General features: G+C 51.2%; 13 protein-coding genes. 7 read left to right on the top strand and 6 right to left on the bottom strand.

Translation table 11 applies throughout. The annotated features are described in order from the left end of the window. Window positions 1-69: 69 nt before the first annotated feature. From phoU to H8S75_RS17065, 5 genes are all read right to left on the bottom strand, one after another. Window positions 70-732, bottom strand: a complete 663-nt coding sequence (gene phoU, locus H8S75_RS17085) for a phosphate signaling complex protein PhoU (RefSeq protein WP_002601915.1) — start codon at window positions 730-732, stop codon at window positions 70-72. A gap of 46 nt (window positions 733-778) precedes the next feature. Next, the gene (gene pstB / locus H8S75_RS17080; RefSeq protein WP_187022676.1) at window positions 779-1543 is read right to left on the bottom strand and encodes a phosphate ABC transporter ATP-binding protein PstB; all 765 of its coding nucleotides are present in this window, start codon (window positions 1541-1543) and stop codon (window positions 779-781) included. Further along, on the bottom strand, window positions 1543-2448 hold the full coding sequence (gene pstA / locus H8S75_RS17075; protein WP_002601913.1) for a phosphate ABC transporter permease PstA: 906 nt from the start codon (window positions 2446-2448) through the stop codon (window positions 1543-1545). Before pstA ends, pstB begins: the two co-directional genes overlap by 1 nt. Further along, entirely contained in the window at window positions 2441-3376 is a 936-nt protein-coding gene (gene pstC, locus H8S75_RS17070; protein ID WP_187022675.1) for a phosphate ABC transporter permease subunit PstC, read from the bottom strand. Before pstC ends, pstA begins: the two co-directional genes overlap by 8 nt. 94 nt (window positions 3377-3470) lie before the next feature. Beyond that, the gene (locus tag H8S75_RS17065; protein WP_187022674.1) at window positions 3471-4403 is read right to left on the bottom strand and encodes a phosphate ABC transporter substrate-binding protein; all 933 of its coding nucleotides are present in this window, start codon (window positions 4401-4403) and stop codon (window positions 3471-3473) included. A gap of 632 nt (window positions 4404-5035) precedes the next feature. Here H8S75_RS17065 and H8S75_RS17060 point away from each other — a divergent pair. After that, entirely contained in the window at window positions 5036-5707 is a 672-nt protein-coding gene (locus tag H8S75_RS17060; RefSeq protein WP_002601910.1) for a helix-turn-helix transcriptional regulator, read from the top strand. 253 nt (window positions 5708-5960) lie between these two features. After that, the gene (locus tag H8S75_RS17055) at window positions 5961-7238 is read left to right on the top strand and encodes an L-cysteine desulfidase family protein (RefSeq protein ID WP_187022673.1); all 1278 of its coding nucleotides are present in this window, start codon (window positions 5961-5963) and stop codon (window positions 7236-7238) included. A 160-nt stretch (window positions 7239-7398) separates the two neighbouring features. On the opposite strand, the gene H8S75_RS17050 is transcribed toward H8S75_RS17055, so the two are convergent. Beyond that, on the bottom strand, window positions 7399-8514 hold the full coding sequence (locus tag H8S75_RS17050) for an RNA-guided endonuclease InsQ/TnpB family protein (RefSeq protein WP_187022672.1): 1116 nt from the start codon (window positions 8512-8514) through the stop codon (window positions 7399-7401). Between the two features lie 135 nt (window positions 8515-8649). On the opposite strand from H8S75_RS17050, the gene H8S75_RS17045 reads away from it, so the two are divergent. From H8S75_RS17045 to H8S75_RS17025, 5 genes are all read left to right on the top strand, one after another. Then, window positions 8650-10014 carry a cation:dicarboxylate symporter family transporter gene (locus tag H8S75_RS17045; protein ID WP_243270302.1) on the top strand — a complete coding sequence of 455 codons (1365 nt, stop codon included), beginning with the start codon at window positions 8650-8652 and terminating at the stop codon, window positions 10012-10014. Further along, window positions 10011-11351, top strand: coding sequence for a CoA-disulfide reductase (locus tag H8S75_RS17040; RefSeq protein ID WP_187022671.1), 1341 nt, complete (start codon window positions 10011-10013; stop codon window positions 11349-11351). The genes H8S75_RS17045 and H8S75_RS17040 overlap by 4 nt, the downstream gene beginning before the upstream one ends. 33 nt (window positions 11352-11384) lie before the next feature. Then, entirely contained in the window at window positions 11385-12956 is a 1572-nt protein-coding gene (locus H8S75_RS17035) for an AbgT family transporter (RefSeq protein ID WP_187022670.1), read from the top strand. Between the two features lie 21 nt (window positions 12957-12977). Then, on the top strand, window positions 12978-14054 hold the full coding sequence (locus tag H8S75_RS17030; RefSeq protein ID WP_187022669.1) for a M24 family metallopeptidase: 1077 nt from the start codon (window positions 12978-12980) through the stop codon (window positions 14052-14054). 167 nt (window positions 14055-14221) lie between these two features. Then, window positions 14222-14623: a ribosomal maturation YjgA family protein gene (locus H8S75_RS17025; protein ID WP_187022668.1), complete on the top strand. Its 402-nt coding sequence runs from the start codon at window positions 14222-14224 to the stop codon at window positions 14621-14623. Window positions 14624-14700: the final 77 nt, after the last annotated feature.

Here is a 14700-nt window from a genome sequence, read left to right as displayed (position 1 = left end):
TCATAAAAGGTGCCGCCAGTGGCTTTCAATAATTTTAAAGCCACTAGCGGCACCTTCTTCTAATCCACCCTACAGAATCCGAACGTTCTTCAAAGCGCCCGTCTTCGCAAATTCCGTCCATTCGCAGACATTAACGGCGTGATCGCCGATGCGTTCTAAGTATTTTGCGATCATCAGAAGATCGATGCACTGGTCGGCGTGCTCGGCGGACTGCTTCAGGAGATCGATTACATCGTTTTTTACCTTGGTGAACAGTTCATCCACGATATCGTCCTGCTTTTCGATGGTCTTAGCGGCGGTGATGTCCTGGGAGATGAAGGCGTCTATGGCGCTTCGCACCATCTCGCGGGCGGCCATGGCCATTCCCGGAATGTGACGCACCACATGGTAGATGTGCTCCCCACGGATGCGCAGGATAAGTTCCGCGATATCGGAGGCATGGTCACCGATTCGTTCTAAATCCGTGACTACCTTTAAGGCGCTGGATACGACCCGCAGATCGCCGGCTACCGGCTGCTGGCGGAGAATCAGGGAGAGGCAGCGGGCCTCAATGGAGCGCTCTAAATCATTGATGGTGCGGTCGCCCCGGATAATTCCCTCCGCTTTTTCGAAATCCTGATCCTCAAATGCGATAAAACACTGTTCGATCGAAGACTCCACCATGTATCCCATCTGCTTGATGTCATCGTTTAACAGCGTCAGCTCGTGGTCATAATTGATTCTTGTCGTCATTTTAAGTAAATCCTTTCTGAATTAAGTTTACATAAGTTAAAACGGATCAGCCGAAACGTCCGGTGATATAGTCCTCAGTCCTGGAATCCTTTGGAGAGGAGAACAGCTCCGTGGTGGTGGCGTATTCAACCACCTCGCCAACCAGGAAAAATGCGGTATAATCGGCAATGCGGGTGGCCTGCTGCATGTTATGGGTCACGATCGCCACCGTGTACCTGCTCTTTAGCTCATCCATCAGGTCCTCAATTTTCAGTGTGGAAATAGGATCGAGGGCGGAGGTCGGTTCGTCCATCAGAAGTACCTCCGGCTCCACGGCCAGGGCTCTGGCGATACAGAGACGCTGCTGCTGTCCGCCGGATAAGCCAAGGGCGGATTTCTTCAAGCGGTCGGACACCTCATCCCAGAGGGCCGCGCCCTTTAAACTCTTTTCCACGATATCGTCCAGCTCCGATTTGCTGTGAATTCCATGGATTCTGGGACCGTAGGCCACGTTGTCGTAAATACTCATGGGAAATGGGTTCGGCTGCTGGAATACCATGCCTACCTTTTTGCGGAGAAGGGTGGTATCGACTCTCTGGTCGTAGATATTTTCGTTGTCCAGCAGAACCTCACCTTCGATTTTCACATTGGGCACAAGGTCGTTCATACGGTTTAAAGTCTTTAAAAATGTGGACTTTCCGCAGCCAGAGGGGCCGATGAAGGCGGTAATCTTATTGGTATACAGCTCCATAGAGACATTTTTTAAGGCGTGATTGGTGCCGTAATATAAGTCCAGGCCGTCGGTTGCTATTTTTACTGTACTGGTATTCACTATTCTCTAACCTCCGTGTTGAATTTGTGGGATAAATATTTGGCAAGGCCGTTGATGGCGAGGACAATGAGGAGCAAAACCACCGCGATGCCGAAGGCCTGGTCGTACTTGGCTTTCTGCATGGAAAGGTAGAGCTGGATCGTCAGTGTACCGCCGGATTCAAAGATTTTTCCGAAAAAGTCCTTTGCCAGTAAGTAGCCGCTTCCCGCGGTGAACAGGAGGGCGGCGGATTCGCCCACGATACGGCCGATGGCCAGAATGACGCCGGTTACGATGCCGGGCATGGCGCTGGGGAGCAGAATGGTACGGATCATATACCATTTGGTGGCGCCGATTCCCAGTGCACCGGAGCGGTAGCTGTCGGGAACTGTCTTAAGCGCTTCCTGTGTGGTTCTGGTGATCAGCGGCAGGACCATGATGGAGAGCGTCAGGGCTCCGGTTAAAATGGAATAGCCTAAACCCAGTGTCGTACCGAAGAATACGTAGCCAAACAAACCGAAAATGATAGAAGGGATACCGGAGAGCGTCTCCGTGGTGAATTCGATGAGGCGGACGGCACGGCCTCCCTTTGCGTATTCATTTAAGTAAATGGCGGCTCCCACACCCAGCGGGGTGGCGATGAGCAGCGTGATAACGACGATATATAAGGTATTGACGATATTTCCAAGGATTCCGAAGGTGCCCTTTATCGTGCTGGGAACAGTGCTTAGGAATTCCCAGTTGATCTGTGAGATTCCCCGAAAGAACACGTATCCCATGATACCGACCAGAATCAGGATGGATATGGATGCACTCAGATAGATCAAAAACGTGAGTATGGAGTCAGAAACCCGCGTCTGCCTGCGGCAGATGCTGTTTTTTATGACGGTATCCTTGTGAAGAGGAACTGCGATTTCGTTAGTCATGCTGTACATCTCCTTTCTTTAACAGCCTGGTCAGAGAAATATTGATGATCATTATAAAAGCGAACAGGACGAGGCCGATGGTGAAGAGCACCTGTTTGTGAAGGCCCGCCGAGTAGGACATTTCCGAAACAATCGCCGTCGTCAGGAAACGGACGGAGTTGAAAGGAAGGGGGAAATTAACCGAACTTCCCGATACGAGGCTGATCGCCATAGCTTCACCGATGGCGCGGCCGGTGCCCAGAACGATGGCAGTAATAATACCTGATTTCGCCGCAGGGAGCACGACCTGGAAGATTGTCTGAATCTTTGTGGCACCAAGGGCCAGGGAGGCGCTTCGCAGCTCTCTGGGAACAGAGCGGAGAGCGGATTCACTGATGTTGATGACTGTGGGGAGAATCATCAGGGCCAGAACCAGGACGGCGGAGATCAAATTGGCGCCTCCCGTGAACTGGTGGGTCGTGGAGCCCTCGAAAATCTTAAGTTCCAGCTTATACATGAGCGGATTCAGGATCAGAATTCCCAGAAGGCCGTAGATGACGGAGGGGATTCCGGCCAGCAGTTCCACCGCCGGGCGAACGATTCCGGCCAGCTTTGGCGGCGCCACTTCGGCGAGGAAAACGGCCGTCATAACACCGATGGGAACTCCGATTAAAATGGCGAGAGCGGTTCCGGCAATGGAAGTCAGGATAACATAGAGGATACCGAAGGCGGGGACTGCGGCTTCCGGTTTCCAGATGGTGCCGAACAGGATATCGACGATTCCCACTTTAAAGAGAGCGGGGGTACCGCTTACAATCATGTAAATCGTGATGGAAGCGACCGCCAGGACGGCAAAGAAACCACAGACGGTAAAGATAATCTGCGCCGCATGTTCCACCGCGGATTTGCTGCCGCGTCCGGCAAAGATGGAGTAAGATTTCGGGTGCATAAGATGGCTCCTTTCATTATGCGGATAAAAGGAACGTAGTGTCTGATCGCCTTCTACGTCCCTTTTTATGATGTCTGATTCAGCCGTCAGGCTTTTAGTTTGTCGGGATTAAACCAACGGATTTCACTAATTCGGTGCCTTCATCGGAATAGATGTAGTCAAATAATGCTTTTACCAGGTCGTTCTGCTCGGAGATTTCTCCTTTGGTTGCCATAACGAACGGGCGGCTTAAGAAGTAGGTGCCGGCCTTGATATTATCCGCAGTGGCCTCTGTGCCGTCCAGCTTTAAGGTCTTAACCGTGTCGTCCAGAACGTCTAAGGAAACGTATCCGATGGAGCCTGGTGTGGAAGCAACCTTTGCCATAACTGCGCCGGTGCTGTCTAACTCATTGCTGTATTTGCAGGCGTCAGCGACATCGAGGATTTCCTCAAAAGCACTTCTTGTACCGGAACCGGACTCGCGGCCGATGACTACGATCGGCTGGTCTGCGCCGCCTGCGTCTTTCCAGTTGGTGATTGTACCGTTATAGATGGAGGTCAGCTGATCCTTCGTCAAGTTTTCCACGGCATTGGCCGGATCGACAACGACTGCAATGCCGTCGATGGCTACGATGTTTTCGGCGATGCCGTTAGCTTTCTCTTCGTCTTTTAAATCACGGGAAGAGTTGCCGATATCTGCGGAGCCGTTATTCACTGCTTCCACTCCGGCGCCGGAGCCGACGAATTCGGCCTGAACCGTTACGTTCGGATACTTTTCCATGAAGATTTCGCTGAGCGCGGTTGCAAATTTTTCCATGGAGGTGGAACCTACCATGCTGATGGAACCCTTTAAGTCTGCGGAAGCCGCAGGAGCCGCGGTGGTTGTCTCAGCGGAGGAAGTACCTGCTGTGGTCGCTTCAGCCTCTGACTGTGCGGTGGTTGGCGCCGCGGTTGACTCGGTTGTGTTGCTGCCGCAGCCAGCCAGGGCTCCCATTGTTAAAACTGCCATTCCGGCAAGTGCAAGTGTTTTTACCATATTCTTTTTCATAATTGCCTCTCCTCTTTTTCTGATATGATTTCTTACATTTATTTCTGCGAGCAATGAGCTAAACGGTCACGCTTGCGCGTCCATTTGGCGACTGCCGCGAGAGTCAAAAATCCTGCCGCCTGCGGCGGGGGTTTTGACTTTTATCTGACATCTGGAGTATACTAAGGAATGGAAGCAGAAGATATCAGGATTTAGTATAGGTTTTGTAAAAGATGTGTAAAGTCGCCGGATTAGAAGCACTTATGAAAATGTTAAAGAGTTTTTCATACTTTTTAGAAAGGCTTTAGGCATACAACAAATTTTGGACACATTTGCCGTGTATGATAGGTATCAGAAAGCCCGAGAGGGATTGAACATAGAAGAAGCCATGGTCATAAAGAAAAGCGCGCTTGATGTGACCGGCTTCGCCAAATTATTACGAACAGTTTACATAGATGAAAATGCCGCAGGAGATGGTTATGCCGTCTGCCTGCGGCATTTTCTTTGCGCAGCAGGAAGTGGGATTCTATTTTTACTAAGGCGGATTCGTATATATAGTTACAGTTCACTCCTGCGAATGGTGGAATCGGTTGCGGAACAGAATTACCTCTGTTATAATGAAAAAAGAGTTTTGATTGACGGGGAAAGGAAATATGGAATTGGATATACTCGATTATTATAAAAAACTGGTTGATTTTCTGGGAGAGGTGCTGGGAGAAAACGCGGAGGTCGTCTTAAGGGACTGCCGCAAACCAAATCACGATATTATCGCGATCGCCAACGGCCATGTCAGCGGCCGGACGATCGGGGCTCCGATTACGGATTTTACGCTGTCCGTACTGGCCAATGAGGAGTGGAAGGAAAAGGATTACGTGGTGAATTACGAGGGGAAGGCGGCGCCTGATAAGAGGCTTCGCGCCTCGACGTATTTTATCAGAGAGGAAGGGAAGCTGGTCGGACAGCTCTGTATCAACATCGATATGACGCCGTATGAGCAGGCCATGGAGAGTATCCGGCAGCTGAGCGGCATGGGACTGATGGGACAGGGCCCTCATTCGGATATCGTCTGCTCCGGGCCTGTGGAGAATTTCTCTGAGGACGTGATCGGCGATATGATGAAGAAGGCCGTGATCTCCGTGGTTGGATCTTCTGAACCGAAGGTCAGGGAGCGGCTGACGCAGCAGGAGAAGATTGAGATCATCGGCGAGTTAAGCCAGGCGGGGCTGTTTCAGTTAAAGGGCGCGGTGGGCGCGGTGGCGGAGTATCTGTGCTGCTCTGAGGCGAGTGTGTACCGCTATCAGTCCAAGCTGCAAAAGAAATCTTAAGGCCGGAACCGCACAATTAAATAGCAAGATGTATGGATAGGGAGATGTATGGATTAGGAAGATCTATGGAAAAGAAGTCTGAATGACGAAAGTTCAGGCTTTTTTTTGTGTTTTCCCATTGTTTTGATGAAAGAGAAAATAAATTATTATTACAATAAAAAAATATTATTAAATTCATTGACATATCGGTCAGAATAAGATAAAATTTTCTTATAAAATTATAAAAAATACATAAACCAATCGGAGGGAAATCATGGAACGTACCGGAATTCAATATTCGACCTATGTACAGATTCTAAAAGAGGAACTCGTGCCTGCCATGGGGTGTACGGAGCCGATTGCTCTGGCCTATTGTGCGGCGAAAGCCAGAGAGGTGCTGGGCTGCCTTCCAGAACGCTGTGTGGTGGAAGCCAGCGGCAATATAGTGAAAAATGTAAAGAGTGTTATTGTTCCCAACACAGGCGGCTTAAAGGGCATTGAAGCCGCGGCGGCGGCCGGCATTGCAGCAGGGGATGCCTCCAGAATTCTGGAAGTTATCTCAGGCGTGACTGAGGAACAGAAGGCAGAGATAAAAGCGTATTTACAGAATGCGGAGATATCTGTGAGGCCGCTGGAGACGGATGAAATCCTCGACATGGCAGTGACGGTATCCGGCGGCGGTTCCTGCGTGAAAGTGCGGATTGCCGGGTATCATACAAATATTGTGCTGATCGAGAAGGATGGAGAGGTCCTTTACAAAGTGGGAGCCGTGGCTGCCAGGGAGGCGCAGATGGCGGACCGGAGCCTCTTAAATGTAGAAGATATCTACGATTTTGCCAAAACGGTGGACTTGGAGGAGGTGAGAGACGTTATAGGGCGCCAGATTGCCTATAACAGCGCGATCTCGGAGGACGGCCTCCAGAACGACTGGGGCGCCAATATCGGCAGTGTCCTGTTGATGGCCTACGGTGACGATATCCGCGTCCGGGCAAGGGCTGCGGCTGCGGCCGGATCGGACGCCCGTATGAGCGGATGCGAGCTTCCCGTTATTATCAATTCCGGAAGCGGGAATCAGGGTATGACCGCATCCCTGCCTGTGATTGAGTATGCGAAAGAACTTGGCTCCAGCGAGGAAGAACTCTACCGCGCCCTGGTGCTCTCGAATTTAATCACGATCCACCAGAAGACGGGAATCGGCCGTCTGTCCGCCTACTGCGGAGCGGTCAGCGCGGGATGCGGGGCCGGATGTGGAATCGCCTTCCTGCTGGGGGCCGATTATAAGACCATCGCCCACACCCTCGTCAACGGCCTTGCCATTGTGTCGGGCATTATCTGCGACGGCGCCAAGCCGTCCTGTGCGGGTAAGATCGCGGCCGCGGTGGACGCCGGAATCATGGGATACTATATGTATATCAATGGTCAGCAGTTTAAAGGCGGTGACGGCATCGTGTCCAAGGGAGTGGAAAATACAATCACCAATGTGGGCCGTCTCGGAAAAGATGGAATGAGAGAGACAGATAAGGAAATAATCCGTATTATGACGGAATGCTGACAGAAAGGAACGATTCGTCAATTACTCATGTCCAATGCCCGATGAAGCAGGGCGGGCCCGGGCTTGTAACTCAACTACGCGTAGTACGACATGTGGTTCATGTCTCCTACCTCAAACACTGGCTACAATAGGCTGATTGACGGCAGCCCGCCTGTTTTGGTTATGCCTGACAGGCCTCTGCGAACAGAGTATTACACCCTTTATGGTAGATGTTTATGGCTCCGGTTCGGTCGTCATTACTTCGGTAACCGCATACAGTACAGCAAAATTCATGTTTTTTTCTGTTACGGTTAGCCCTTGTCGTATTTCCGCAGACCGGACAACTCTGGCTGGTGTACTTCGGATCCACCGCAAGGACTTCTGACTGCGACAGCGCGGCTTTGTATTCCAGCATCTCCCGGAACTGATAGAATGCCCAGGAGACCATTGTATACCGGGATTTTAAACGGACATGTTCTGTGATAGTGCGTATCCCGGTTAAATCCTCTATAATAAAAAGCGTTCCGGCTCCATACTGTGAGATAAGTGCCTTCGTAACCGCATGATTTACCGCGGTTACGTAACGGGTTTCTTTCTCACGGAGCTTTTTAAGCTTTCGCTTTGCTGATTTTGTTCCACATGTCTGCAGGCGCTTTCGCAGGGCAAGTGTTTTCGCGCGCTTTTCCTTGACTGCGCGGCCGGAAAAGAACCTGGTGTTCCCTTCATCATCAAAGGAAACTGCCAAATGGTTGACACCCAGATCAATTCCAACGATATGGTTTAAGATATTCCTGTTCTCTACTTCCAGAGTGACCGGAATATGCAGATAATATTTCCTGTTTTTTCGAATTAGTTTGGCTGTGCCAAAGCGTCCGCCGGCACAAAACCAGTGTTCCATCCCTTTTAATTCAAAGGGAATATGTAACCTGCCGGAAAGGGTATTTAAGCTGACAGACTGACACGATATGGAGTAATCCCGGTTCCAGACCAGATCATACTCGAAGTTTCGAAAAGATACTTTCGAAAATGGGTGTCCATTGCTTTTCATGGATTGATATTTTGCAAGGACCGTCCTAAACGCACTCTGAGTCATCTGAGAGCGTAGTCCGAACTGCTGTCTGACAGGGTAATATAAGGCATGGTCTAATTCGAGATAGCGGATACCTTCCTGTCCAAAAACGAATGCAGAGACAAAGTTCAGTACATCCCGGATAACAGACAAGGTCTTATTCAAAATAACCATCTGCACTGATGTAGGGTATAGTTTGATTTTAGCAGTAATAGTAATAGTTTTCATAGATTTTTTACCTCATAACAGGTTTATACTTTGAGTATATTTTACCATATATATGAGTAAAAAGCAAACAAATGTTTGAAAAACTAAAAAGGAGAAGGAGCTCGTGATAGAGTCAGGAGGGGTATAATTCCTCTCATGTCTAAAGACACAAGTCTCCATATGCATTTCATGAATATAATAGAGTTTTTAGGATTAACGAGGGTGGAGAGCCTGGCGGGAGTGACCGTATTTTTCGGTCTGCTGTTCGGAATCAGCCGCCTGCCAAAGAAAAAGTTTACATTTGCGGCCCGTGTGCTGATCGGAACAGGGATTGGAACCGTATACGGGCTGATCGTATGGGGATTGTCCGGCCGTACAGGAGCATATGCCGCGGATCTGGGCCGCTGGTTCTCCCTGGTGGGGAACGGATATGTTTCCCTGTTTCAGCTTTTGATCGCTCCGGCCATCTTTGTCGCAGGGGTACGTCTTGTTATCCACACGCCTCTTGTAAAGACAGAGACGCCGCTAATAAAATGGAAAAAATGGGTCAATACGCTGATGCTTGCGGTCAGCGCTCTGATTGGGGCCTGCCTTGGCCTCTGCTTTAAAGTGGGCGCGGCGCCGGGAGCAGATACCGCAGTCTTTTCCTGGGAAATCGGGGAGGGACAGAAGATCACCGACTCGATTGCGCATCTGATTCCATCGGGAATCGGTTTCGATTTTCTTACCGGCAATGTGGTGGGAATCTTTGTGTTTGCCGTATTGATTGGCATTGCAGCCCGGAGAATGTCCGGTAAATATATGGATACGGTAAAGCCGTTTCTGGACGTTACAGATGCCGCTTTCTCTGTAATTACGAGTGTGTGCAAGGCCGTTATCGCCTACAAGCCCATGGGGGCGGCCGCTGTCATGGCGGCGTTTACGGCGGCGTATGGCCCGGCGTTTCTCCTCATGCTGGTGAAGATGCTGGCAGTTCTCTGTGCGGCCTCTCTGGCCATGCTGGCAGTACAGCTGATACTGTGCGCAGTTTCCGGTGTGAGCCCGGCGGCATTTTTCCGGGCGGGAAAGGCGGCGATGAAAAAGGCGCTGGTTACCCGTTCCGGTTCCGCCTGCCTCCCCGATGTGCAGGAAGCGCTTACGGCTGGGCTGGGACTTAAAAAGGAGATTACCGACGAGGTATCCGCCTACGCCATCTCTTCAGGAATGCAGGGATGCGGCGCCATGTTCCCGGCGATGGCAGCGGTATTTGCCGCAGGCTTAAGCGGACTTACCATGACACCGGCGCTGGTGTTCGGCCTGGTGGTGGTTATCGTACTGGTTTCCTATGGAATTACCGGTGTTCCGGGTACGGCCACCATGGCGGAATTCGGAGCCGTGATGGGCAGCGGTATCACCGGCGCGGTGAACGGCCTCGGACCGATGATTGCCGTCGATCCCATCGGCGATGTGCCGAGAACACTCATTAATGTAACTGGCTGTATGACAAATGCGATTATCGTAGAAAGAAGGGTGAGAGAGTGAAAACAGTGATTATCGGGGGAGTTGCCGCCGGAATGTCGGCGGCCTCCAAGTTAAAAAGGCTTCTGGGCGACGCGGTCGAGATCGTGGTTTATGAGAAAGGCGGAGAGGTATCCTTTGGCGCCTGCGGAATTCCGTTTTATATTTCCGATCATATCAAACAGGGGAAGGAACTGATCGCCAGAACGGCGGAAGAATTTGCGAAGAGCGGGATCCCGGTAAAGATTTACCATGAGGTGACGGCCGTGGATACGGATGCCAAGACCGTGACAGTGAAGAATCTGCAGACTGGAGAGGTATTTGACGATATCTATGATAAGCTGGTGATCGGAAGCGGAGCGGGGGTGCGCCATTTTCCGCCGTTCGACCGTTCTTACAGCAATTTATTCGAGATCCGCGACGTGGCGGATGGAACCAGGGTGAAACAGGCGTTATTCGATGAGAACCAGCGCCATGTAGTCATCGTCGGAGCCGGATTCATCGGGCTGGAGCTGTCCGAGGCGTGCAGACATTACGGCAAAGAGGTTACGGTTGTGGAATTGGCTGAGCACGTGCTTCCGGCCTTTGACACCGAGATCAGCGAGGCGCTGGAAGCCGAGCTTGCAGAAAACGGTGTGACCGTGCGCGTGGGAACCATGGTGCAGAGTCTGGTGGAGGAAGACGGCCGCATCGTGCGGGCTGTGCTGCGGCGAGGGGAAGAGACCGAGGAGATCCCGGCGGATCTGGTGATCAACAGCGCCGGAATCGCACCGGCCACATCCTTTATCACCAATGTGGAGAAGGCCGGAAACGGGGCAATCTGTGTGAATGAGCGGATGGAGACGAGTATCCCGGACGTTTACGCGGCAGGCGACTGCAGCATTATGAAGTCCGCAGTCACCGGCGACTATCTGTATGCGCCTTTAGGAACCAATGCCAACAAACAGGGCAGAATCATCGGCGACATTTTAGGCGGTGTGCAGCCGAAGCCATTTAAGCTGATCGGAAGCTCCGCGCTGCGGCTGTTCGGCATCGATGCGGCCAAGGTCGGTTTATCCGAGAAGGAGGCGAAGGCAAGAGGGCTTCATTACAAGGCCCATATGATTACGGGCAACAGTTACGCTTCCTATTACGGCACGGAGAAGCTGAATATCAAGCTGATCTACGACGCCGATACGAGAAAGATCCTGGGGGCGGAGACGTACGGACAGGGAATCGTGGTTCCAAGGGCCAATTATTACGCCATCGCCATCTACGCCGGACTGACCGTGGATGAGATGGGATTTATGGATTTGTGTTATTCCCCGCCGTTTTCCGGTGTGTGGGATGCCGCGCTGATCGCGTCAAATACTGCGAAATAGGCAGTAAATAATATAATGTATAAAGGAGAAAGTATGAAAAACACAACCAAGACAAAAAAACGTTCCTGGATCCTGCGCTTTCTGGATAAGATCGAAGCCGCAGGGAACAAACTCCCGACACCGCTCACCATATTCTTTTACCTGGCAGTGGCAGTAGTCATCGTCTCCGGTATCGGTTCAGCCCTTGGGTGGAGCGCCGCAGGCGATATGTACAATTCAGGCAGCGGCACGGTGGAGGAGGCCACAGTATCCATCGTCAGCCTGTTCAGCGTTAAGGGGCTTCAGTATATGCTGACCTCCGCGGTAACCAACTTTACCAGCTATGCGCCGCTGGGCTTTACCATCGTTATCATGCTGGGAATCGGTGTGGCGGAAAGCTCCGGCTATTTAAACGGCCTGATCCGCAAGGTAGTCAAGGTGACACCGGCCGCGCTGGTGACTCCGATGGTCGTCTTTATCGGCGTTATGACAAATGTGGCCGAAAATGCCGGTTACGTTGTCTTTATCCCGTTGGCAGCCATGATTTTCAAGGCATACAAAAAGCACCCTCTGGCAGGTATCGCAGCCGGATTTGCCGGTGTATCCGGCGGCTTCTCCGCAAACTTACTGATCGGTTCCGCGGATGCCACATTATCCGGTTTCTCCACTGCGGCGGCTCAGACACTGGATCCGTCCTATACGGTTACACCACTGGGCAACTGGTTCTTTATGATTGTATCGACCATCCTGATTACCATTGTGGGAACCTATATCACCGAGCGTGTGATTATCCCGCGCCTTGGGCCGTATAAGGAAAATGGAGACGGAACGCTGATCGAGGCGTCCGACAGCATATCCGCGAAGGAAGAGAAGGCGCTTAAGGTGGCCAACTGGGTATTTTTAGGAATCGCGGCATTCTACATCATCTGCTGTATTCCGAAAAATTCCTTTATGAGAAACCCGGAGACCGGCAGCTTAATCGACGGTTCCACCCTGATGAACGCGATCATTCCGCTGTTCACCCTGCTGTTTTTCATTCCTTCTTTTGTATATGGAAAACTGTGCGGTACCTTCAAATCCGATAAGGATGTGGTGTCTTCCTTTAATAAGGCCATCGCTTCCATATCCGGTTTTGTGGCCATGGCGTTTGTAGCGGCCCAGTTTACCAATTACTTCAGCTATACCAATATCGGCCGTGTTCTGTCCTTCAAGGGCGCGGAACTGTTAAAGAGCTTAAACGTCAACTCCGTAGTTCTTGTGGTCTGCTTTATCCTGGTTGCGGGCTTTGTGAACCTGTTTATGGCTTCCGCTTCCGCGAAATATGCGATCTTTGCCCCGGTATTCGTGCCGATGTTTATGAAGATGGGATTATCTCCGGAGCTGACTCAGGTGGCTTACCGGATCGGTGACAGCACAACCAATATCATCGCCCCGGTTATCGCATGGATTCCGTATATCCTGACGATTATGAAGAAATACGACAAGGATACCGGGTGGGGAACGCTGGTTTCCTCCATGCTTCCGTACTCTATGGCATTCTTATTCTTCTGGTCGCTGCTTTTAGCTGTCTGGATGATCATCGGTCTGCCGTTAGGACCAGGAGCGCCTGTATTCTACGGAGTTTAAGGGAACAAAGGAGGCAGGAATATGTTTGAAGAGAGAGTAAGCCGCGTCTTACATAATATGGAAGAGATGGGGCTGGAGCAGATGATTATCAGCGATCCGCCGTCGGTCTTTTATCTGACCGGCAGATGGATTCTGCCCAATGAACGTTTGCTGGCATTGTATTTAAATAAAAATGGAAACAATAAGCTGTTTATCAATAAACTGTTTACCGTGGACGGTGATATTGGAATCGAAAAGGTGTGGTTTTCCGATACGGACCCGGCCTGCCGGATGATAGCGGACTGTACAGACCATGAGAAGCCGCTGGGGATCGATAAGAAGATGGCGGCCAGATTCCTTCTGGAGCTGATGGAACTGGGAGCCGGTTCCTCCTATAAAAATGCCTCAGAATGTGTGGACGGAGCCCGCCGGATCAAGGACGGGGGAGAGAAAGAAAAGATGATTCTGGCCTCCCGGTTAAATGACGAGGCCATGGGCCGTTTCCGCGATCTCATAAAGGAGGGAGTGACGGAGCTGGAGGTTGCTGCCGGAATGTGCGCGATCTACAAGGAGCTGGGGACAGAAGGGCCTTCCTTCGGCCCGCTGGTAAGCTTTGGGGCCAATGCCGCCATCGGCCATCATAAGCCGGATGGAACCGTTTTAAAAGACGGCGACTGCGTGCTTTTCGATGTGGGATGCAAGAAGAACAGCTACTGCTCCGACATGACCAGAACGTTTTTCTATAAGAGCGCCAGTGAAAAGGGCAGGGAAGTGTACGAGATCGTCAAGAAGGCTAATTTAGCCGCACAGGCGGCCATGAAGCCGGGCATGAAGTTCTGTGAGATCGATAAGGTGGCAAGGGACATCATCACGGAGGCAGGGTACGGCCCGTACTTTACACACCGTCTCGGCCACTGCATCGGAATCGAGGTGCATGACGCAGGAGATGTCTCTTCCGCGAACCAGGACGTTGTGCAGGAGGGCATGATCTTTTCCTGTGAACCGGGAATCTATCTTCCGGGCGAGCTGGGGGTAAGGATCGAGGATCTGATGCTGATTACAGCGGACGGCGCCGTAAGCTTGAATCGGGATTCCAAGGAGATGGAGATCATCGGATGATTCCCCGGTTGCAGAGAATGGAAATAAGATAAAAATCACAGTACCGCAGCAGGGAAGCGACTGGCCGAAACGGTTGGAAGCGTAGAACTGCTGCGGTATTCTTTTTTGTTGCAATCATGCGTGTTCTCCGCTATGATAATCGTATGAAGAGGAAAGGGGCTTTCGCGATGAGGGAAATGACAGAGAGAGATAAGAAGCTGCGTCTGCTGTACGGAGCTGCGTTTCTGGTGCTGATGGCGGTGGAAACGCTGATTGCCCTGTATGTTCACGACAGAGTGATACGACCCTATGTGGGGGACATGCTGGTGGTTCTTGTGGTATACTGTTTCGTCAGGATCTTTGTACCGGTAAAGGTACGGCTGATGCCGTTTTACGTATTTTTATTCGCGGCATGCGTGGAGGTGCTTCAGTATTTTGACCTTGTGACGCTGTTGGGGCTGTCCGGCAGCAGATTCGCCAGAATCGTGCTCGGTTCGGTGTTTGACGTGAAGGATCTGGCCTGTTATGCAGTCGGCTGCCTGTTTTTGTGTGTCTGGGAGCGGGCGGTTCGAAGAAAAATATGCAAATAGACTGGACAGGAGCAGTAGATTTGTGGTAAATTGTCATGGCGCCGTTTTTTATATATGAAGCGAGGCGCAGGACTCTT

The organism is Hungatella hominis (genome assembly GCF_014288005.1).
In the GTDB taxonomy this organism is placed as follows: Bacteria; Bacillota; Clostridia; order Lachnospirales; family Lachnospiraceae; genus Hungatella; species Hungatella effluvii.
Note: the sequence above shows the minus strand (reverse complement) of the source record. Positions and strands in the feature narration are given on the sequence as shown.